Source organism: Microbispora sp. H10885, from assembly GCF_014161415.1.
Taxonomy (GTDB): domain Bacteria; phylum Actinomycetota; class Actinomycetes; order Streptosporangiales; family Streptosporangiaceae; genus Microbispora; species Microbispora triticiradicis.
Map to the genome: position 1 here is coordinate 667,261 of NZ_JABBWY010000003.1, position 20,506 is coordinate 687,766.

16 protein-coding genes are annotated in these 20,506 nt (G+C 70.6%); 7 read left to right on the plus strand and 9 right to left on the minus strand.

Annotation, left to right across the window (positions count from 1 at the left end):
* Nucleotides 1-60 precede the first annotated feature (60 nt).
* The 3 genes from HHX37_RS11085 to HHX37_RS11095 are packed head-to-tail and all read left to right on the plus strand — an operon-like array spanning nt 61 to nt 4,585.
* Entirely contained in the window at nt 61-1,002 is a 942-nt protein-coding gene (locus tag HHX37_RS11085; RefSeq protein ID WP_310740331.1) for an ABC transporter permease, read from the plus strand.
* Nucleotides 999-1,742, plus strand: a complete 744-nt coding sequence (locus tag HHX37_RS11090; protein WP_182882237.1) for an ABC transporter ATP-binding protein — start codon at nt 999-1,001, stop codon at nt 1,740-1,742. The genes HHX37_RS11085 and HHX37_RS11090 overlap by 4 nt, the downstream gene beginning before the upstream one ends.
* Nucleotides 1,742-4,585 (plus strand): fumarate reductase/succinate dehydrogenase flavoprotein subunit, encoded by a 2,844-nt coding sequence (locus HHX37_RS11095; protein WP_182885328.1) that lies wholly within the window; start codon nt 1,742-1,744, stop codon nt 4,583-4,585. Before HHX37_RS11090 ends, HHX37_RS11095 begins: the two co-directional genes overlap by 1 nt.
* Nucleotides 4,586-4,752: 167 nt before the next feature.
* On the opposite strand, the gene HHX37_RS11100 is transcribed toward HHX37_RS11095, so the two are convergent.
* The gene (locus HHX37_RS11100) at nt 4,753-5,187 is read right to left on the minus strand and encodes a rhodanese-like domain-containing protein (protein ID WP_396775346.1); all 435 of its coding nucleotides are present in this window, start codon (nt 5,185-5,187) and stop codon (nt 4,753-4,755) included.
* Nucleotides 5,181-5,633 (minus strand): cysteine dioxygenase, encoded by a 453-nt coding sequence (locus HHX37_RS11105; RefSeq protein ID WP_182877547.1) that lies wholly within the window; start codon nt 5,631-5,633, stop codon nt 5,181-5,183. Before HHX37_RS11105 ends, HHX37_RS11100 begins: the two co-directional genes overlap by 7 nt.
* Nucleotides 5,634-5,949: 316 nt before the next feature.
* Here HHX37_RS11105 and HHX37_RS11110 point away from each other — a divergent pair, with 316 nt between their 5' ends.
* Nucleotides 5,950-6,513, plus strand: a complete 564-nt coding sequence (locus HHX37_RS11110; RefSeq protein WP_182885329.1) for a hemerythrin domain-containing protein — start codon at nt 5,950-5,952, stop codon at nt 6,511-6,513.
* Nucleotides 6,514-6,624: 111 nt separating this feature from the next.
* Here the strand turns inward: HHX37_RS11110 and HHX37_RS11115 are convergent, their stop codons facing one another.
* Both HHX37_RS11115 and HHX37_RS11120 read right to left on the minus strand, forming a co-directional pair.
* Nucleotides 6,625-8,424 carry a DUF2075 domain-containing protein gene (locus HHX37_RS11115; protein WP_310740332.1) on the minus strand — a complete coding sequence of 600 codons (1,800 nt, stop codon included), beginning with the start codon at nt 8,422-8,424 and terminating at the stop codon, nt 6,625-6,627.
* A 413-nt stretch (nt 8,425-8,837) separates the two neighbouring features.
* Nucleotides 8,838-9,602 (minus strand): SDR family oxidoreductase, encoded by a 765-nt coding sequence (locus HHX37_RS11120; protein WP_182885331.1) that lies wholly within the window; start codon nt 9,600-9,602, stop codon nt 8,838-8,840.
* Nucleotides 9,603-9,713: 111 nt separating this feature from the next.
* Between HHX37_RS11120 and HHX37_RS11125 the strand changes: the two genes are divergently transcribed.
* Nucleotides 9,714-10,574 (plus strand): helix-turn-helix transcriptional regulator, encoded by an 861-nt coding sequence (locus HHX37_RS11125; RefSeq protein WP_182885332.1) that lies wholly within the window; start codon nt 9,714-9,716, stop codon nt 10,572-10,574.
* A gap of 231 nt (nt 10,575-10,805) precedes the next feature.
* On the opposite strand, the gene HHX37_RS11130 is transcribed toward HHX37_RS11125, so the two are convergent.
* A complete protein-coding gene (locus HHX37_RS11130; protein ID WP_182885333.1) occupies nt 10,806-11,279 on the minus strand; it encodes a TIGR00725 family protein in 474 nt (157 codons plus the stop codon).
* 280 nt (nt 11,280-11,559) lie between these two features.
* Between HHX37_RS11130 and HHX37_RS11135 the strand changes: the two genes are divergently transcribed.
* A complete protein-coding gene (locus HHX37_RS11135) occupies nt 11,560-12,039 on the plus strand; it encodes a hypothetical protein (protein WP_182885334.1) in 480 nt (159 codons plus the stop codon).
* A gap of 5 nt (nt 12,040-12,044) precedes the next feature.
* Here HHX37_RS11135 and HHX37_RS11140 read toward each other — a convergent pair whose 3' ends face one another.
* The 3 genes from HHX37_RS11140 to HHX37_RS11150 all read right to left on the minus strand — a co-directional run bounded on the left by HHX37_RS11140 (nt 12,045) and on the right by HHX37_RS11150 (nt 15,729).
* The gene (locus HHX37_RS11140) at nt 12,045-14,003 is read right to left on the minus strand and encodes a hypothetical protein (RefSeq protein ID WP_182885335.1); all 1,959 of its coding nucleotides are present in this window, start codon (nt 14,001-14,003) and stop codon (nt 12,045-12,047) included.
* Between the two features lie 31 nt (nt 14,004-14,034).
* Nucleotides 14,035-14,175 carry a hypothetical protein gene (locus HHX37_RS11145; RefSeq protein WP_182882245.1) on the minus strand — a complete coding sequence of 47 codons (141 nt, stop codon included), beginning with the start codon at nt 14,173-14,175 and terminating at the stop codon, nt 14,035-14,037.
* Nucleotides 14,176-14,625: 450 nt separating this feature from the next.
* Nucleotides 14,626-15,729: an ADP-ribosylglycohydrolase family protein gene (locus tag HHX37_RS11150; protein WP_310740333.1), complete on the minus strand. Its 1,104-nt coding sequence runs from the start codon at nt 15,727-15,729 to the stop codon at nt 14,626-14,628.
* 169 nt (nt 15,730-15,898) lie between these two features.
* On the opposite strand from HHX37_RS11150, the gene HHX37_RS11155 reads away from it, so the two are divergent.
* A complete protein-coding gene (locus HHX37_RS11155) occupies nt 15,899-17,113 on the plus strand; it encodes a cysteine desulfurase-like protein (protein WP_182885336.1) in 1,215 nt (404 codons plus the stop codon).
* An 88-nt stretch (nt 17,114-17,201) separates the two neighbouring features.
* On the opposite strand, the gene HHX37_RS11160 is transcribed toward HHX37_RS11155, so the two are convergent.
* Complete coding sequence (locus HHX37_RS11160; RefSeq protein WP_259406345.1) at nt 17,202-20,459, minus strand: glycosyl hydrolase family 95 catalytic domain-containing protein; 3,258 nt, start codon at nt 20,457-20,459, stop codon at nt 17,202-17,204.
* Nucleotides 20,460-20,506 lie beyond the last annotated feature (47 nt).

Sequence of the window (20,506 nt, forward strand, 5' to 3'; positions counted from 1 at the left end):
GCGCGGCCGGGACGGCGCGTACGTGGCCGGGCGACGGCGGCCGGGCTGCGCAGATGGGCGGTGCGGCTGGGATCCCTGGTGGTCGTCGTCGCGCTGTGGCAGTGGCTGACGACCGCCGACGTCCGCGCCGGGCTGCGGTTCGACCGGCTGCCCTCGCCCGTCGAGGTCGCGACGGAGTTCAGCCGGCAACTCTCCGGAGGGCTCTACTATCTCGACCTGACCCAGAGCATGATCCGCATCCTCACCGGGTTCGCGCTGGCGTCGGTGGCCGGCATCGCCCTGGGAGTGCTGGTCGCGCGGTCCCGGTGGGCGGCCGACGTGCTGCTGCCGCCCGTCGAGGTCGTCCGGCCGATCCCGGCGATCGCCCTCGTCCCGATCGCGATCCTGGTGTTCCCCACCGACGAGCAGGGCATCGTGTTCATCACGTTCGCCGCGGCGTTCTTCCCGATCATGGTGAGCACCCGGCACGCCGTACGGGCGCTGCCCACGCTGTGGGAGGACGCGGTCCGCACCATGGGCGGCGGGCGCGCGCACGTGCTGTGGCACGTCGTGCTCCCCGGCACGCTGCCGGGCGTCTTCGGCGGGCTGTCGGTCGGCATGGGCGTCGCCTGGATCTGCGTGATCTCCGCCGAGATGATCTCCGGCGAGTTCGGCGTCGGCTACCGGACGTGGCACGCGTACACGGTGGTCGACTACCCGGCGGTGCTCGTCGGCATGGCGTCGATCGGGGTGCTCGGGTGGCTGACCTCCGCCTCGATCGAGCTGCTCGGCCGGCGCCTCACCCGATGGCTGCCCCGTGCCGAACAGAGGGCCGAACAGAGGGCCGAACAGAGGGCCGAAGAGAGGACCGAAGAGAGGACCGAAGAGAAGGCGGAGGAGAGGACCGACGTGCGGGCCGGAGACCGGGAAACCCACGAGCAGGCGGCCTTCGAGCAGGCGACCTTCGAGCAGGCGGCCGGCGGGCGGGAAGCCGGCCAGGGCGTCGAGGAGGCCGCCCGATGAGTGCCACGGTCGCGCCCGCCCTGGAGACGGGGCTCGCCATCCGGCTGGAGGGCGTGTCCCTCGGCTACGGGCGGCACGCCGTACTGGAGGATCTCCACCTCGACGTGGCCCCCGGCGAGGTCCTGGTGATCGTGGGGCCGTCCGGTTCGGGCAAGTCCACGATCCTGCGGGCCGTCGCCGGGCTGCTGACCCCGCGGGCCGGCCGGGTCCTGGCCCAGGGCCTCCCGGTCACCGGGCCGTCGCCCGACCGTGCGATGGTCTTCCAGGACGACGCGCTGCTGCCCTGGCGCACGGTCCGGCGCAACGTGGAACTGCCGCTGCGCATCCGTGGCGTGCCGAGGCGGGAGCGCGGACCGGCCGCCGAGAGCTGGATCGCCCGGGTCGGCCTCGCCGGCTGGGAGGACCGGCTGCCCCGGGAGCTGTCCGGCGGCATGCGGCAGCGCGTGCAGCTCGCCAGGTCCCTGGCCGCCGCGCCGCGCGCCGTGCTCATGGACGAGCCCTTCGGCGCGCTGGACGCGCAGACCCGGGGCGAGATGCAGCGCCTGCTGCTGGACGTGCTCCGCGACACGGCCGCCACGGTCGTCTTCGTCACCCACGACGTGGACGAGGCACTGCTGCTCGCCGACCGTGTCGTCGTGCTCGGACGTGGCGGCATCGGACGCGTCCTGCCCGTGCCCGGCCCGCGCACCCCTGAGACCGACCGTGCCGGGCTGCGCGCCCGGATCATCGAGGAGCTGTGATGGACATCCCTTCCCCGGCAGACCGCCTGCATCTGGAATGCCAGGTTCTGGTGGTGGGCGGCGGCACCGCGGGGACCATGGCCGCGATCACCGCCGCCGAGCGCGGCGCCGACGTGATCCTGCTGGAAAAGGCGCACGTACGGCACAGCGGCGCGCTCGCGATGGGCATGGACGGCGTGAACAACGCGGTCATCCCCGGCAAGGCCACCCCCGAGGACTACGTCGCAGAGATCACCAGGGCCAACGACGGGGTGGTCAACCAGCGCACCGTCCACCAGACGGCGACGCGCGGCTACGACATGGTGCGGCGGCTGGAGCGCTACGGCGTGAAGTTCGAGAAGAACGAGCACGGCGACTACGCGGTGCGCCGGGTCCACCGGTCGGGCAGCTACGTCCTGCCCATGCCGGAGGGCAAGGACGTCAAGAAGGTCCTCTACCGGGTGCTGCGCCGTCGCGACATCCGCGAGAAGGTGCGCATCGAGAACCGGGTGATGCCGGTCCGCGTGCTCACGAGCGAGGGCCGGGCCGTCGGCGTGGCCGGGTTCGACACCCGCTCCGGCCGGTTCGTCACGGTCTCCGCCGGAGCCGTGATCCTCGCGACCGGCGCGTGCGGGCGGCTCGGCCTGCCCGCCAGCGGCTACCTGTACGGCACGTACGAGAACCCGACCAACGCCGGGGACGGGTACGCGATGGCCTACCACGCGGGCGCCGAGCTCAGCGGCATCGAGTGCTTCCAGATCAACCCGCTGATCAAGGACTACAACGGCCCGGCCTGCGCCTACGTGGCCAACCCGTTCGGGGGCTACCAGGTCAACGCCGAGGGGGAGCGGTTCGTCGACTGCGACTACTGGTCGGGCCAGATGATGGCCGAGGTGGCCGGGGAGATCGCCTCGGCGCGCGGCCCGATCTACCTCAAGACCACCCACCTGCCGGACGAGACGCTCACCGCGCTGGAGAACATCCTGCACACCACCGAGCGGCCCACCAGGGGCACCTTCCACGCCGGGCGCGGGCACGACTACCGCACCCACGACGTGGAGATGCACATCTCCGAGATCGGCCTGTGCGGCGGGCACTCGGCCTCGGGCGTGTGGGTGGACGAGAACGGCGCGACCACCGTCCCCGGCCTGTACGCCGCGGGCGACCTGGCCTGCGTGCCGCACAACTACATGATCGGCGCGTTCGTCTTCGGGGACCTCGCCGGGGCGCACGCCGCCGAGCACCACCGTACGGCCGGCGGTCTGCCGGAGGACCAGATCACCGCCGCGCACGAACTGATCTACCGCCCGCTGCGCAACCCCGACGGCCCGCCGCAGCCGCAGGTCGAGTACAAACTGCGGAGGTTCGTCAACGACTACGTCGCCCCGCCGAAGACCGGCAGGAAGCTCGGCCTCGCGCTGGAGACGTTCGAGCGGATGCGCGACGAGATCGCGGCCATGGGCGCGCGGACCCCGCACGAGCTGATGCGGTGCGCGGAGGTGTCGTTCATCAGGGACTGCGCCGAGATGGCCGCCCGGTCCTCGCTGGTCCGCACCGAGAGCAGGTGGGGTCTCTACCACGACCGCGCCGACCTGCCCGAGCGGAACGACGACGAGTGGCTCTACCACCTCAACCTGCGCAGGAACGCCGCCGGGGCGATGGAGTTCGTCAAGCGCCCGGTCGAGCCGTACCTCGTGCCGGTCGAGGGCTTCACGCCCCGCCCGGCCGAGCCGGTCGTCGTCGGCGCGTACGGCGCGCCCCGTTCGGTGCGGCGCGGCGGGGGCGGTCGGCTCGCGGTGGAGGCGATCGGGCGCTCGCCCCGCATCCTCGAACTGCTGCGGCTCGCCGACGGCGAGCCCACGCTCGACCAGATCACCCCCTACCTGGCGGAGGCCGACCCGAAGGTCCGCAGGGCGGCCGTCGCCACGCTGACCGAGACCACGCCCCCGGGCGTGGAGACCGCGCTGGCCCAGGCCCTCGCCGACCAGCACGGCACCGTACGGCGGGCCGCCGCCACCGGCCTGCGGGAACTCGTCGAGGTGCTGCCCGCGACCCCCGCCTTCGGCGCCTCCCTCCGCGCGGTGGCCGGTTACGGGGCGAGTCCCGGTGACGCGGGCCCTGCGGGCGTGAGTCACAGCGGGGCGGGGGAGACGTCGGGCGGGGCCGGCGCGGCGGCCGGGGACCCGATCGTCCGCGCGGCCGTCCTGGACGTCCTGCGGGCGCTGCGCCTCGGCGACGCCGGCGTGTTCGGGGCGGCGCTCACCGACCCCGACTCCCGGGTGCGGATCGAGGCGGTCAGGGGCCTGGTCTCGCTCGACGACGCCGGGCGGGTGGCGCTCGCCGCCGGGGACGAGGACCGCGAGGTGCGCGTCTGGGCGGCCAGGGGGCTCGGGACCATCGGCCTGCCCGGCGGCGCCCCGGCCGTCGTACGGCTCGCCGCCGACCCCGATCCGCTCGTGCGGGCGGCCGCGCTTGAGGCGTCCGCCGGGCTCGGCCCGGCTCTCTACCGCGAGCCCGGAGCCGGCTCCGACACCGGCTTCGATACCGTCTCCGGCTTCGGTGAGACGGCCGTACGGGCTCTGGCGGATCCGGCCTGGGAGGTGAGGGTGGGCGCGGCCCGCGGGCTGGCGGCCGCCGATCCCGGCATGGCCGCGGGACCGTTGGTGGCGGCGCTCGCCGACCCGCACCTCGACGTGCGCAAGGCCGCGGTCCTCTCGCTGTCGCCCTGGGCGGCGCGGCGGGACGTGGCCGCCGCCCTGCGTGGCGCGCTCGGCGACTCCGACGCCGACGTCCGCGCGTACGCCCGCAGAGCGCTGGAGACCGCTGCCCCGGCCGGAGCGGCCGGGGTCCCGGCGGGAGTCTGATCCGCCGCCGCCGGGGGCGAGGCCGGCCCGCCCGGAGGCGTCGACTCCCCGGCGGCGGTTCGGGAGCGCGCTTCAGGAGCGCGGCTCGGGAGCGTGGCGTTGTCGGGATCGCGGTTCAGGAGCCTGGCGGTTCCGGGAGGGCGGTCCGGGAGCGCGGCGGCTCGCTGTCAGGAGGGCGTGTGCCCCCCGCCGGTGGCGGGCAGTCCCGCCGCCCGCCAGGCCACGAATCCGCCGACGACGTCGGTGGAGCGGGTCAGCCCGAGGTCGTGGAGCGACGCGGCGGCCAGGCTCGACGTGTAGCCCTCGGAACAGATCACGATGACCTCCACGTCGTATCCGGTCGCCTCCGGCAGCCGGGCGTCCTGGGCGGGGTCGAAGCGCCACTCCAGGACGTTGCGTTCGACGATCAGCGCGCCGGGCACCTCGCCTTCCGCCGCCCGCTGGGCCGCGGGCCGGATGTCGACGAGCAGGGCGCCCTCGCGGACCCTGCCGTACGCCTCCTGGGGGGTGAGCCTCCGCAGGCGGCGCCGGCTGTCGGCGAGGATTTCGTCGATGCTCCGGGCGCCCGGAGGGCGGACCGGCGCCGCCGCGCCCGTCACCACTGCTCCGCACCTTCCTCGGCGACCTTGGTCAGCCGGCCGTCGGTGAGGTCGTAGCGGCTCATGGTGGACAGCGGGGGCGAGTAGACGTGCACGCTGACCGCGGGAGCGGTGGAGACGTTGCGCACCTCGTGCACGTAGTCGGGCCCGAACTCGCGCGCGTCACCGGCGTGGAGATCCCGTTCGACGGTCACGTCGTGTTCGCGCAGGCTGCCGAGGGCGACGGCGAAGGCCCCCCGCGAGCCGCCGTGGTCGTGGAACCCGGTCGACTGACCGGGCAGCCAGCTGATCAGCCAGATCTCGTGGTCGTCGTCGCCGTGCAGCCGCTCGTACCAGCGGCCGTCGGTGCTGAGCCGCACGCGCTGGATCCATTCGTCGGGGGAGGTGGCCAGCGCGTGGGCGATGCCGGCCAGCCGGGTGCGGGTGAGGGTGGGTGCGTTCGCGGTCATTCCATGCTCCTGGTCGTGCGGTTCCGATACCTCTGCTCACGCGGGTGCGGACGCCGTACAGAGAGCACTCGCCTGCCTGCGGAGATCTACGGGCAGGTTCGACCAGTGGAGAGGCTCCAGGTGCATGGGCCAAGGATGCGGGAGAAATACCTACTAAGTCAACCTGGAAAGCGGGGTATAGGGGTGCGGCGGCTCCCGGCGGGCGGGCAGGCATAGGGGAGCGGGAAAGGGGCAGGTGGGCCCAGGTTGCCGAAGTGAGGCCCCGGAACGAACCCCCGAAGCGAGTCACAGCTTCCCGAAGCGAAAGGTGACGGCGTTGACCACTACCGAAGACCGCGATGTCATCGACCTGCTGCTGGCGCAGCACGAGCAGATCAAGGGCCTGTTCGCCGGGATCGTCGTGGCGGACGGCGATCGCAAGGGCGACCTGTTCAACGACCTCGTGCGGCTGCTGGCCGTACACGAGAGCGCGGAGGAGCAGGTCGTGCACCCCGCCGCGCGCTCGTCGGCGGGCGACGAGGTCGTCGAGGCCCGTCTGCACGAGGAGAGCGAGGCCAAGCACGCCCTCTCCGACCTGTACGACCTCGGCGTGGAGCATCCCGAGTTCGACGCCAGGCTCGCCATGCTGGAGAAGGCGGTCGTCGAGCACGCCACCCACGAGGAGCAGGAGGAGTTCCCCCGCCTGCGCCAGGAGCTGTCCGCGGAGCGGCTGCGCCGGATGGCCGGCGCCGTACGGGCGGCCGAGGCGATCGCGCCGACCCGGCCGCACCCGGGCGCCGGGGAGTCCGCGACCGTGAACATGCTGGCCGGCCCGCCGGTGGCGGTGTTCGACAAGATCCGCGACGCGGTGCGCGACTGGCGGCAGTCGAACAAGGACTGACGGAGATGACGTAGGCGAGCACCTCCCGGCGCGGGTCTGCGCCGGGGTGGGTCCCGCCCGGCGCCACCCGCCCGGCGGGGCCGGGCGGGCACCGGTTCACGCGACGGCGAGTCATCCGTCCGGCAGCAGCGAGGCGAGGAAGTCCTGCGTCTTGGAGTCCACCGAGTAGACGGCGGTGCCGACCATGCCGCGGGTGAGCAGCACCTTGTAGGTGTTGCGGATCAGCCGGTCGGCCTGTTCGTCGGTGACGGTCTTCTTCAGCAACGCCGGGTCCTTGCTGGCCGCGCGTACGGTGACCAGGCGCCCGTCACGGTAGACGAGGTCGGGCCCGAAGACGACCCCGTTCCAGTCGTACTCGAAGCCCTGGGCGGTGTACACGCAGCCGACCTGCTCGAAACCGCCGGGCAGGGTGGCCCACAGCGCGCTGGGAGGAGCGTCCCCGACGGCGCGGTCGCCCTTGACGTTCCAGGGTTTGGCCCAGTCGTCGACCTGCACGTCGGATACCAGGCGGTCGCCGTCCGGATCACTCCACCGCCAGCAGTAACCGGCCGTGATCCGCGCGGAGTAGCCGGCGTTCAGCCTGCCGCGCAGCAGTCCCTCCAGCTCGTACGGCGAGTCGGCGAGGGTGACCTCGAAGTCGGCGTCACCGGTCCACGCGCCGGGATCCTCGCCGTTGAGGCCGAGCAGCCGCAGCACCCACTCCTCGTACGCGCGGCTGCCGCCGCAGCGGAACTGGGCGTCCAGATCCACCTGGTGGACGGCCACGCCGAGGAACCGCGCGTGCGCCCTGATGTCGGCGACGGTGCCGGTCTCGCCCGGCCGTACCACCTGATGTTCGTCCAGGAGGAAGACGGGAACGCGGGCCGCGGCCATGAGTTCGTCGAGCTGGGGCCGCCCCGTCCGCTCGGTGGCCCTGGTGAAGCGGCTGGCGGAGGTCTCGCGGACCCGGTGGGCTTCGTCGCAGATCAGCACGTCGAGGTCGTTCGGCCTGGCGGCCGTGAAGTTGTTGAAGTATTTGAACATCGCCTTCGTCCGTGTGGAGCCCCTGGCCACGTGGCGGCGCATGGTCTCGGTGAAGGACCGCGACCCGGTGGCGTGCTGTGCCGGGTAGCCGCGCTCGGCCAGCTCGCCGAGCAGTGACAGGGCGATGACGCTCTTGCCGGAGCCGGGGCCGCCGGTGACGATCACGACCTGCTTGGAGTCGGCCGCCCTCGCCTTCTCCACCGCGTGCAGCACGAGCCCGTACGCCAGGCGCTGCCGGTCCAGCAGGACGAACTGGTCGCGATCCTTGATCTCGGCCGCGGCCACCTTCAGCAACTGCTTGGACGGCCGGACCGCGGACGACAGCAGCCTGTCCGCGGCGGCGGCGCCCGGCTCGGGTGCGAACTGGGCGCGGAGGTAGTCGATGAACCGGCCTCGGCGGCTCTGACTGAACAACCGGGTCCACTCGTCCTCCACCCGATCGTAGAGGTCGTGGATGTCCAGGTCGTTTGCGTTGTGCAGGTAGGCGACACCGCGCACCGCGTGACGGCGGTGTTCCAGGGCGCCGACGAAGTCGGCGAGGTAGTCGCAGTAGCCGCGCACCTGCAGGACCGGATGAAGCTTGAGCTGGTCGCCCATTCCGGGGACGATGACGAGGTCGGCGTCGTCCTCGTACAGTTCGGCCTGGCTCCACTGCTTGAGCTCCACGATGACGTACGCGTCGTCGCCGCTGTGCCGGTCCACGCCGGCCAGGATCACGTCGGCCCGCTTGCTGGTCAGCGGTAATCGGTACTCCAGGAGCATCTCGACGCCGCCGAGCCCGGCCTCGACCAGATCGCGGGCGAGGACGGGCAGGCTTCGATCCCAGGACCTCCGCTCGCTCCTGCCGGGGCTGATGCCTTGGGTGTGGTGAAGCTGTTCGGCGATCACCTCGCTGAGCACCCTTTCCGGTACCGACGCGAGTTGGAGCAGGCCTTCCGCGGAATGCCGGACAACCGCCACGGACGTACCCCCAGGCAGCACGAAGAATTCGTGCGGTATGGGGGCGTGTCCGCTCTCATGTGAGTAACGGAAGCCCGTCGGGCCGCATCACCAGGACGTCCAGAAGATTACAACGATCCACCGGCACGCAACCCGGCGAGGACGGACGCGAACGCGAGGTCCGGCACCGGGTACGTGTCGTGGTCGTCGAGGAAGGCCGCCGCCTGGACCGGTCCGGTCGCTTCGTGAGGGTCCCGACGAGGGTGAGCGGGCCCACCGCGGCCGGTGCGGCGTTCAAGGCATCCGGCCCGCCGCTCTTCGGCCGGATTCGGCTTCATCCGCGCCGGCGGCGGACCCGGCCGCTACTTGCCGTGCGGGTCGGACGCGTTGAGCCTCGTCACGACCTGGTCGTAGTCGCCGCGCGCCTCGCCGTACCGCAGGAACTTCACCCGCTCGACCTGGATCTCCTTCGCGTCGGGCTGCGTCTCGAACAGCTCGAGGACCTCCGCCACGAACTCGTCGAGCGGCATCGCCGCCTCGCTGTCCTCCTGGCCCGGCAGCAGCGAGGTGCGGACGGACGGCGGTTCGAGTTCGACGACCTTCACGCTCGTGTCGGCGAGTTGCAGCCGGATCGACTCGCTGAGCATGTGGACGGCGGCCTTCGACGCGTTGTAACTCGGGGTGACCTTGAGCGGCGCGAACGCCAGGCCCGAGGAGACGGTCACGATGGTGGCGTCCGGCTGCGCCCGCAGGTGCTCGACGAACGCGGCGATCAGGCGGATCGTGCCGAGCAGGTTGGTCGTGATGACCGACTCGGCGGAGGCGAGGAACGACTCGGGCCGGTGCCAGTCCTCGACGCGCATGATCCCGGCCATCGTGACGAGCACGTTGAGATCCGGATACCTCGCCAGCACGTCCTTCGCGGCGGCCTCGATGCTCCCGGCGTCGGCGGCGTCGATCTGTATGGTGCCGATGCCGGGGTGCTCGGCGGCGATGCGCTCCAGCAGGTCGGCCCGCCGTCCGCCGACGATGACCGTGTTCCCCCTGTCGTGCAGCGCGACGGCGAGCGCGAGTCCGATGCCGCTGGTGGAGCCGGGGATGAATATGGTGTTTCCCGAGATGTTCATGCTCACATTCTTGGCGCCGGGCCGTGGCGGGTGCAGAGAGCGCTGATCGGGGGATCGGCGATCCCTGGCAGGCGGTCACCGGCTCGCGGACGCCGGGCGGATACTGGGCGCATGGACCGCGCCGGACTCGCCGACTTCCTCCGCCGCCGCCGTGAGGCCCTGCGTCCGGAGGACGTGGGGCTCGCCGCCGGCGCCCGCCGCCGTACGCCCGGACTGCGGCGTGAGGAGGTTGCGGCGCTCGCCGCGATGTCCAATGACTACTACACGCGGCTTGAGCAGCAGCGCGGACCGCAGCCCAGCGAGCAGATGCTCGCCTCGCTCGCCCGGGCGCTGCGGCTGACGGGCGACGAGCGCGACTACCTCTTCCGGATCGCGGGGCACAACGCTCCCGCGAGGGCCTCCGCCGCGACGCACGTCGTCCCCGCGCTGTTGCGGGTGCTCGACCGCCTCAGCGACACCCCGGCGCTCATCCTGTCCAACCTGGGCGAGACGCTGGTGCAGAACCGGATGGCCGACGCGCTGTTCGGCGACAGGTCGGGCTACACGGGCCTCGCCCGCAGCGAGGTCTACCGGTGGTTCACCGATCCCTCGGAGCGGCTGCGCTATCCCGAGGACGACCGTGACCGGCACAGCCGGGCCCAGGTGGCGAACCTGCGCGTCGCGTACGGGACGATGGGGGAGCAGTCCCGGGCGGGTGAGCTGGTACGGGCCCTGCGCAAGGCGAGCGCCGAGTTCGCCGAGCTGTGGGACCGGCACGAGGTCGCCAAGCGCTTCGAGGACCACAAGACGCTCGTCCACCCCGAGCTCGGCCCGATCGAGCTGGACTGCCAGGTGCTGTTCACCGAGGACCAGTCCCAGGCGCTGCTCGTGCTCACCGCCCCTCCGCGCACCGAGGGCTACGAGAAGCTGCGGCTGCTCGCCGTACTGGGACAGGAGCGCTTCACCGAGCCGTCGCCGTACGAACTGCCTTAGGTCGCCCGCTCCATCGGCTGGGGCGCCTGATCTTGTCCTGCGCGTCCTGCAGAAGGCGGGGTGGTTGGCGGCCTTCGCTGGGTGCGGTTCCAGCTTTACCCTGCCACATCGAGCGGGCGAGCCATCGCGGCCGGCTCGTTGCCGTGACATGCGGTCGCTGCCGGGATCGGTCCCTCGGCCGCTTCGAGCAGCCGCAGTGCGGAGACGGCTGCGTCCGGCTCGGCATGACCGTCATGGCCAGAGGCCCGTCAGTTCGAGCGCATGCTCGGGCGAGGTGGCATGCCGTACGCCTGGGACGGGATCGCCGTGCTGGTCCAGGAGTCGCCACCCTCCAAGCTGGACAACGGGGGCCCGGCCGTGCCGCATGGCGAGGGCGAGCTCCGAGAGGGTGCCCCAGGAACCGCCGATCACGATCACGGCATCCCCCGAGTTGACGATGATGTTGTTGCGTGCCTCGCCGGCCCCGGTGGGGATCACGATGCTCAGGTCGGGGTTGGCGTGCTCGCGGTCAGGACGGGACAGGATGCCGACGACGGTCCCGCCGGCGGAGCGCGCTCCCGCCGCTACCGCGGCCATCACTCCGGTGTAGCCGCCGCAGATCACCACCGCACCGCGCTCGGCCAGAAGCCGGCCGATCTCCTGTGCGTTGCGCGCGTCCTCGGCCGTGCAGTCGCGGGGCCCGCACACCGCTACTTGAATCGCCACTCCGCGAGCATGTCATTCGATCCGAGCCAGCGGCCAGGGACTACCGCCCGGCGGGACGTGGACCACCGTTATCCGGTCGCCTGAGCCGCGCGCCTGCTGGAAGCCCCTGTCACGGCAGGAGGGCCGCGCGGGTCGGCCCTGAAGTCCGGGCGCACACCCAGGGGTCGCCGAAGCCACCACGCAATCCGGATAAGCGACCGACTTAATCGATGGGATGACGAGAGGCGAGGTTTTAGGTCAAGATTGCTTTGTCCGTATGTCGGCCAGTGGAGGTAGGGGCGTGCGCGTTGCATGGATAGCGGTGGCGGCTTTCCTGGTCGGCGGAGTGGTTTCGGGTTGCGGCACCGGTCCGACCTTGCAGGCGGCCAGCGCGGAGCTCCAGAAAGACATGCAACGCCTGGAGGCTGACGACGTCTTCAAAAACCCTCTCAAGAAGCTACGTATTGTGGATCGCCCGGACAAGGACTTGCCCTGTGACAAGGGTAAGTTTCAGCGGGTGCTACGGGCGACGGCTGACGAGGAACGTAAAACCCCAGACGTAGATGGCCACCTAGACCTTGCTCAAAGGTTGATGGAGAACACATTGTCCCGTGTACTTCACTACAAGATGACATATGACCTCACCCAGACGGACTGGAAGGATGCGCGGGTGATCGAGGGTAGGAAGGACGTCCCCGGCATTACGGTCAGGGTGATCGTGGTTCCGGAATCGCCCACGTGGCGCTTGGTCGCGGAGACTGATTGTCTTTCGCGTTCATAAGGGCGTCATCCCCAAACCCTGATGAGTTCCTTTGCGTGATCGTTAACGATGATGCGTGAGGAGTTCTCCAACTTGTCGTCGAATTTCTTGTTGGAGTCCATCCATCGTTCGTATGGAGTCAGCTTCGTTTGGAGGATGCTCTCCCAGTTGCTCCCGGTACGGGTCGCTTCCCTTTTTGCCTCCGCCATGAGCTCATCGAATGTCTTGAGATCACCAGTTCTCGCACTGGTTATTTCGCTTGGCGCTTTTTCCGCTGGATAACCGGCATCGTGTAGCAGGTATGCCATGTCGTATTTCTGGCGTAGGGTGAAGTTGGCGCGAGCCTCGGTCAGTGCTTGAACGCGGGTTTCGAAGCTGGCGGCCCAGTCGTCCAGCAAGCTGCTTGCGGCGTATGTTTTCGTCAGCGTCCAGCCTGTCTCGATGAGACCGCTCACTACGGGGATCTGGTCGATGCCCAGGCCTATGGTGTTTTTGCTGAGATCCCGGATCAGATTGTCTGTAGTGTCCTTTTCGCCCCTAACCTCAAGCGCCGCCTTGAACTCGAGGCCGCCGAGATCGCCGAACATCTGCGCTCCACGTCGGAACCAATCTTTGTCTCTCTTGGCATCCAGGCGAGCAGTGGCCATGAGAATGTCGTAGCGGAATTGCGCTGCTGTCTTGTCGAAGTCTTCGGTCAGTGACTCCTCGCCGGTGAACGTCTGCAGGAAGCGGTAGGTGTCTCCGGGACTGAGGTAGAAGGCGGGGGTGACGCCGGGGATCGGCAGCCACTCATCGGGTACGGACATCCCCGATTTCCTATAGATGGCCTTGTCGAAGCGGGCGCCGGAGGCGAGTTCGTGGATGTATGACTTGGCGATAGAGGTCATAGAGTCCCGTGCGGCGTTTGGGAGGTCCTTGCCGAAGGAACCTGCTGCGAGCATCGCGTCCAGGGTGAAGGCGGCGGCCTCCGCCGAGTGCTTGCCCGGCTTCTCTGTCGCGGCCTCGCTGCCCGCCTCCATGGCCCGGCCGAAGGCGTCTGCGACGTCGTCCCCAGTGCCGGTCGACTTGGCGTAGGCAAGGAACTGCTTCATCTTCTCGACTTGGGTGAGCTTGACTCCATCGCCACCCATCCCGGCGAAGGCGGCCCGTGCGGCCTTGCCGTCACCGGCGAGAAGCCCCAGGGCGAGGGCGACAGTGTCGGGGGAGTAGCCGTAGGCGTGGGTCTCGTTCACGCCGGCGCCGCGCCAGTCCTGGCGGGGGTTTTTCGTGAAGTCGTCGAGCGCGAGGGTGCGGGCCGCGGCGACCCGCACGTCCGTCGGCGCTTCAGCCCCGGCGAGCAGCGCGAGCCGGTTCCAGGCGATGACCCGGTTCGCGGGCTTGCTCAGCAGTTCTGCCTTCACCTTTTCGAACGCCGGGATGCGGCCGGGGGCGCGCAGGGCGGCGCCCAGGGCGGCGCTGAACGCGGCCAGGTCGGCCTTGGCGGTCGGGCTGCCGGTGTTCATCAGGAGGTCGGGCAGCGCGTCGCGCACTTCGGCGGGCAACGTGGCGAAGAATGCCGCCGCCGCGGCGGGGTCCTTGGCCAGTGCGGTGATCTCCTTGATGTGCTGATGGACGAGGTCACCCTTCGTCTCGACGGTGAAGTCGGGGTTCGCAAGGAGGCCGGTGCCGTACATGAGGCCCAGGCCGTGGCCGGTCGCGAAGCTGTCCAGTGCGTCCGGCAGGCGGGCGAAGGTGTGGTCGCCCGTTCCGTTCAGCGCCTTGATCAGTTCGGCCCGCTCCGAGAGCTTGAGCACCTGGCCTCTGCCCCAGTCGGCGATGGCGGTGACCTGCGTGAGGGGAGCGGTGCTCACCCCGTTCGCCCGGAACAGCCCTTCAAAGTCGGCGGAGAAGGCGGTGAGCCGGTCGGCGGCCCGGCGGAGGTCGGCCGCCATCGCGTTCATCGCCACCGGATCGATGCCGCAGAAGTCGCCGCTGGGAGATGTCATCGCGTCCTTCCTGGCGGGGCGGTCACAGCGTTCAGGGGCGCCCGGTCAGCCGGTGCCGGATGAGCTCGGCCTGGGAGCGGGTCACCATCGCCGGATGCCGGTGCAGTTCGTCCTCGATCGCGTGGGTCATCTGCCGTACGAGCTGGGCCAGGCGGTGATGCCGATCCGCCACCTCGCCTGTCCATTTCGCGGCGGTCGGTCCTGTCCAGACTTTGGCTGACTGCATCGCGGCATAAATGCCGTGATATGCCTGCCCGACCTCGTGAGCGCGGCTCTGCACTTCCCTGAGGAGCTCCACCAATTGCGCGTGGCGAGGGTTGGGCACCATCTCTTCCGCCACGCCGTCCCCCGTTCCGCCTGCCCCTCGCCCCCGCTTCGCATTCGATGTCAAAGGTAGACATCGTCCTATAGCCTCGGCAACCGCACTCTCCGGACATCCAACCGGCGATTCATTTCGGGTTGCCCGATATGTTCGCCAGAGTGGAGAAGATAAGTTCATCCCTCACGAACTTATCTCCGTCTCGGCAACGTCGCCAGGGAAACAAGCATTGAATTGGAGTGACAGCCGCCGGCACACGTGCGTCGGCGACGATCACCTCAGCGGCCACCGGCCGAAAGCCGGTCAGCAGCCGGGGTACTTGCCGGACGCCGCGCGGCCTCCACCGGACTGGCCGCCGAACTGGTCCGCGAAGTCGTCGGCGAGCTCGGTGATGACCTCCCGGCCTTCGAGCCGGGACAGCCACCGCTCGGGAAGGGCCGCCTCGCCGTGCCGGGCGCCGAGCAGGTTGCCGCAGACGGAGCCGGTGGAGTCGCTGTCGCCGGAGTGGTTGACCGCGAGCAGCAGCCCCCGCTCCACGTCGTCGTCGCTCACCAGGGCGCAGTAGACGCCGATGGCGAGCGCCTCCTCGGCCACCCAGGCGCCGCCGAGCGACTCCACCGTCTCGGGTGACGGCTTCGCCGCGTCCGCCAGGGCGACCGCGGCCTGGAGGGCGGTGGTGGTCTCCTCGTGCGCGGGCTTGTCCCGCAGGATTTCGAGGGTGTGGTGTACGGCCTCCATCGGCGGCCTGCCCTCGACCAGGAAGAAGACGATCGCCGCGAAGGCCCCCGCCGCCAGGTAGCCGGTCGGGTGCCCGTGCGTGATCTGGGCGCATCTGGCCGCGAGATCGAAGGCCGCGTACGGGTCGCGGGCGGCCAGCCCGAACGGCGCCGAGCGCATCACCGTGCCGCAGCCCTTCGACCGGGGATTGACCGGCCCGGGTTCGCCGGGAGCGGCGGCCGGACCGGGCGCGACGCGCAGTCCGGACAGACAGGCGTTTCCGGGCGCGCGACGGGAGTACAGCCAGGCCTGCTCGCGAAGCCGGCCGGTGCGGACGAGACCGTCCGCCGGCGGCGGGGAGCGGTGCTCCTGGGTGTCGAGCCAGCGCAGGTAGGCGTTGCGGACGACGTCGGTCTCGCTGCCGATGCCTCTCTCGCGTACGCGGACGTCGGCGCGGATCAGCCCTTCGGCGGTGAACAACGTCATCTGGGTGTCGTCGGTGATCAGCCCGACCTTGCCCCGCCAGTCGGGGGTGAAGTCGACCAGGCCCGCGCTGCCGTGGTCGCGCTGGATGACCGCCAGAGGGTCGAACTCGACGGGCGCGCCGAGGGCGTCGCCGATCGCCCCGCCGAGCAGGCAGCCGCGTACCCTCGCCCGGAACGACATTCCACCTGTCTCGGCATCACTCACAACGAGAATCCCCTTTCGCCCGCCTGGGCTTCTATTGGGTCTTGCCGGGCATTCCACCACAGCGGTCCCGCGCACTCATCTTGAGGGTGCAGCGTCGAAGGTGATTTCAGGTTGTATGACCGAAATCAGCTCTTTTCTCCGGCTGACGGTGCCGCGAGACTGAGGAGTCATGAGCTTCGACATCGGACGCGTCCGTGCCCTCTATCCCGCCCTGTCCGACGGCTCCGCCTGGCTCGACGCGGCGGCGGGCACCCAGGTGCCCCAGCCCGTGATCGACGCCATCGTGGCGGCCTACTCGGCCGGCATCGGCAACACGCACGGGGCGTTCGCGGCCAGCGCGCGATCCGACGCCATCGTCGCCGAGGCCCGGCGGGCCGTCGCCGACCTCGTCGGCGGCGATCCCGGCGGCGTCGTCCTCGGCCCGAACATGACCACCCTCACCTACCGGTTCGCGTACGCCCTGTCCAAGGAGTGGGGCCCGGGGGACGAGATCGTGCTTTCCCGGCTGGACCACGACGCGAACGTCCGGCCCTGGGCGCAGGCGGCCGAGCGCGCCGGCGCCCGGGTCCGCTGGGCGTCGATCGAGGTGCCGAGCGGTGAACTGCCCGCGGACCAGTACGGCGAGCTCGTCGGCGAACGGACGAGGCTGGTGGCGGTGACCGCGGCGAGCAACATCCTGGGGACCATCCCCGAAGTGCGGAGGATCGCCGACCTGGCGCACGCCGCCGGGGCCCTGACGTACGTGGACGGCGTGCACGCCACCCCGCACACGCCGGTCGACATGGTCGCGCTGGGCGCCGACTTCTACGCGACCAGCGCGTACAAGTGGTCGGGCCCGCACGTCGGGGCCGTCGTGGCGCGTCCGGACCTGCTGGAGCGCCTGCGGCCCGACAAGCTCGCCTCCGCTCCGGACGACGTGCCCGACCGGTTCGAGACGGGGACGGCGCCCTTCGCCGACCTCGCGGGGGTCGCCGCCGCGGTCGACCACCTCGCCGGCCTGGACCCGGAGGCCACCGGCACCCGCCGGCAGCGGCTGCGCGTCTCCATGGCGGCGGTCGAGGCCCATGAGCAGGCCGGGCTGGCGCATCTGCTGGAGGGGTTGTCGTCCCTGCCCGGGGTGACGCTGATCGGGTCACCCCGGCGCCGCACCGCCACGGCCTACTTCACGGTGGACGGACACACTCCCCGTGAGGTCGCCGAGCATCTGGCCGCCCGCCGCGTCAACGTGTGGGACGGGCACTGCTACGCCTGGGAGCCGGCCCTGGCCCTCGGCATCCGCGACCGGGGCTCCGCCGTACGCGCCGGTCTCGTCCACTACAACGACCGCTCGGACGTGGACCGGCTGCTGGAGGCGCTGACAAGCCTGCCGGGCGGGCGGAAATAGTACGGGAACACGGCCGGAGGCCGCGGCACGGCTGGTGAGCCGTGCCGCGGCCTCCGGGTGGTGACGGTGACCGGTGACCGGGGCGGGATCAGCCGCCGATGGCCACGGCGAAGATGTGCATGGTCGCGACGTTGGTCGCCGCCCGTGCGCTGATGTTGGGCAGGTCGACGCGGGAGATCTCCTTGTTCTGCAGCGGCACGCCGACGTAGTAGATGGTCGCGGCGGTGTTCTGCCGCTGGTTGTTCGGCCGGTTCTGGTAGGGGGCCACGACGGCCGCGTCGCCCTCGGGCCTCGGCGCGCCGTACCAGTCGGGCGAGCTGAGGGTGAAGGTCTGCCTCGTGCCGTCCTTGTAGACGATGGTGGCCGGTCCGGACACCGCGCCGTAGGTCCCGGTCAGCAGGAAGCCGAGCGTCTTGCCGGTGCCGGTGATCTTTAGGGACTGTCCCGAGGCGATGGCGTTGTCAGGGGTGCCCACCGGGACGTTGGGCCACTTGAAGTTCACCCCGTTCTTGGCGACGGTGGACCCGGGGGTGACCCCGACCGACGCCAGCGCCTGCGCGGAGATGCTGGCTCCTCCGGTGCCGTCGAAGCCTCCGGGAGCGGTGTTGTTGTCGTCGGTGATGCCGACGTTGCTGAACAGCTCCTCCAGCGGCTTCTCGCCGCCGCTCCACACCCGCACCGTGGCCTGCGTGGACGCGGTCCAGTCCTCGCCCGCCTGGGTGCCGCTCACCACCGCGGTGAGGACCGCGGTGCCGCTCGCCGCGCCGGCGGCGGGCGTGACGGTGAACTGCACGGTGGCCTTCGCGTACGGCGCCAGGGGCCCCACCTCGGCCTGCGCGGGGGTGACGGTCCACCCTTCCGGCGCCTGGAGTGCCACGGTCGCACCGGGCGCGATCGGCATGTCGACCGCCTTGACGGTGACCTTGACCTTTCCTCCCTGTCCCGGGCTCACCTCGACGGGCGCGGTCATCGTGATCTTCTGCAGAGCGACCGCCTGGTACGTGTGGCGGGCCTGCGCGTTGATCTCGATGGCGTCGGGCTCGACCCTCTTGTACTGGGCCGTGCCGCCGCCGGTGGTGTCGAGGAGCTTGAAGCGGCCCGCGAAGATGTCGCCGCGCAGCTTGACCACGCCCTCGCGGTCCGGCCTGACGCGGTAGTCGTCGGCCTGGCCCTCGCTCCACTCCACGCTGACGGTGTGGCCGCCGCGGCCCCGCAGGCCCTTGACCCGCCCGTTCGCCCAGGCGGGCGGCAGCGCGGGCAGCAGGTGCAGCTCGCCGGCGTGGCTCTGCAGCAGCATCTCGGCGATGCCGGACGTGGCGCCGAAGTTGCCGTCGATCTGGAACGGCGGGTGCAGGTCGAACATGTTCGGCGCGAGCCGGGCCGGCGTCACGAGGAGGCGGACCAGGTCGTGCGCCCGCTTGCCCTCCTCCAGCCGGGCCCAGTAGTTGATCTTCCAGGCCAGGGACCAGCCGGTGCCGTCGTCGCCGCGCAGTTCGAGCGTCCGCCGCGCCGCGGTGTAGAGCTCCGGAGTGCCGCGCTTGGTGATCTGGTGGCTGGGGTGCAGGCCGTACAGGTGCGAGACGTGCCGGTGGTTCCGCTCGGTCTCGATCCAGTCGTACAGCCACTCCTGGATGTTGCCGCGCGAACCGATCTTCATCGGAGGGAGCCGGTCCCGGGCGGCCAGGACCTGGTCCCGGAAGCTCGCGTCCACGCCGAGCACCTCGCTGGCCTCGGCGCAGCCGGTGAACAGGTCACGCAGGATCTGGTTGTCCATGGTCGGGCCGGCGGCGACGCTGACGTTCGGGTGGTGCGGCAGCTCGGGCGAGTTCGACGGGTTCGTGACCAGATACCCGAGCTTCGGCTCCTCGACGAGGGTGTCGAGGAAGAACTGCGCCGAGCCCTTCATCGCCGGGTAGTTCTTCCGCAGGAACTCGACGTCGCCGGTGAAGAGGTAGTGCTCCCAGATCATGGTGGACAGCCACGCGCCGCCGGTCTGCCACATGCCCCAGAGCGCGCCGTCGACGACCGAGGTCGCCCGCCACGCGTCGGTGTTGTGGTGGGTGACCCAGCCGCCGGCTCCGTACTGCACCTCGGCGGTGCGGGCGCCGGTCTCGGTGAGGTCCTTGATCATGGAGAACACCGGCTCGTAGCACTCCGACAGGTTCGTCGTGTCGGCGGGCCAGTAGTTCATCGGCAGGTTGGCGTTGATGGTGTACTTCGAGTCCCACTGCGGGCTCAGCGAGTCGTTCCAGATGCCCTGCAGGTTGGCCGGTTGCGTCCCGGGCCGCGAGCAGCTGATCAGCAGGTAGCGGCCGAACTGGAACAGCAGCGCGGAGAACTGCGGGTCGTCGACGGCTCCGTGCTGGGCGATCCGGACGTCGGTCGGCTGGTCGGCCGCGTCGGTGCGGTCCAGTTCGAGCGTCGTCCGCTTGAACAGGCCCTGGTAGTCGGCGACGTGCCGGCTGCGCAGCTGGTCGTACGGCGTCTGCTGGGCGGCCTCGAGGTGCTGCCGGGCGATGCCCTGGTAGTCGCCGTTGACGTCCTTGTAGCTCACGTAGCTGGTGCCGATGGAGATCAGCAGCGTCACGCTGTCCGCGGCGGCGACTTGGAGCGTTCCGCCGGTGCTGGTGACGGCGCCGCCCTCGGCGACGACCTTGGCCAGGGCCAGGAACTTGACCTGGCCGGGGATGCCCTCGAAGGTGCCCGAGACGCCGTCGAGCGCCACCGTGGTGCTGTCCGGGCTGGTGCGGGTCGTCGTGCGCTGGGGGGTGTCGAAGGTCGCGCTGAACGTGATCGAGCCCGGCTTGTCCGCGGTCAGGCGGATGACGATGACCTGGTCGGGCGCGCTGGCGAAGACCTCGCGCTTGTACCGCACGCCGTTCAGCAGGTAGTTGACGGACGTGACGGCGGTGGTGAGGTCGAGCTGGCGGTTGTACTCCGTGAACCCGCTGGTGCTGGGGAAGGTCAGCCTGATGTTGCCGACCGTCTGGTAGGCGAGCTGGCCCGCGGGCTTGCCCAGCATGTTCTGGTCGATCAGGGTCTGGGCCTGGCTCCACTGGTCCGCGAAGACCAGGCGCTGGATCTCCGGCAGCGCCGCCGCGCCCTTGGGGTTGCTCTGGTCGTACGGTCCGCCGCCCCAGACGGTGTCCTCGTTGAGCTGGAGCCGCTCGACGTCGACGTTGCCGAACACCATGGCGCCGAGGCGCCCGTTGCCGATCGGAAGGGCGCGGAGCCAGTCCGTGCCGGCGCCCCGGTCGTACCACAGGGCCATGTCGTTGGCGGCGCGTACCTCCGGGGGTGCCAACGATCCGGCGCGGGCGACCGCTGTCCACTGCATCGGCAGCATCAGAGCTCCTGCTCCGACCGTGCCGATCTTCATCAATTGCCTTCGCG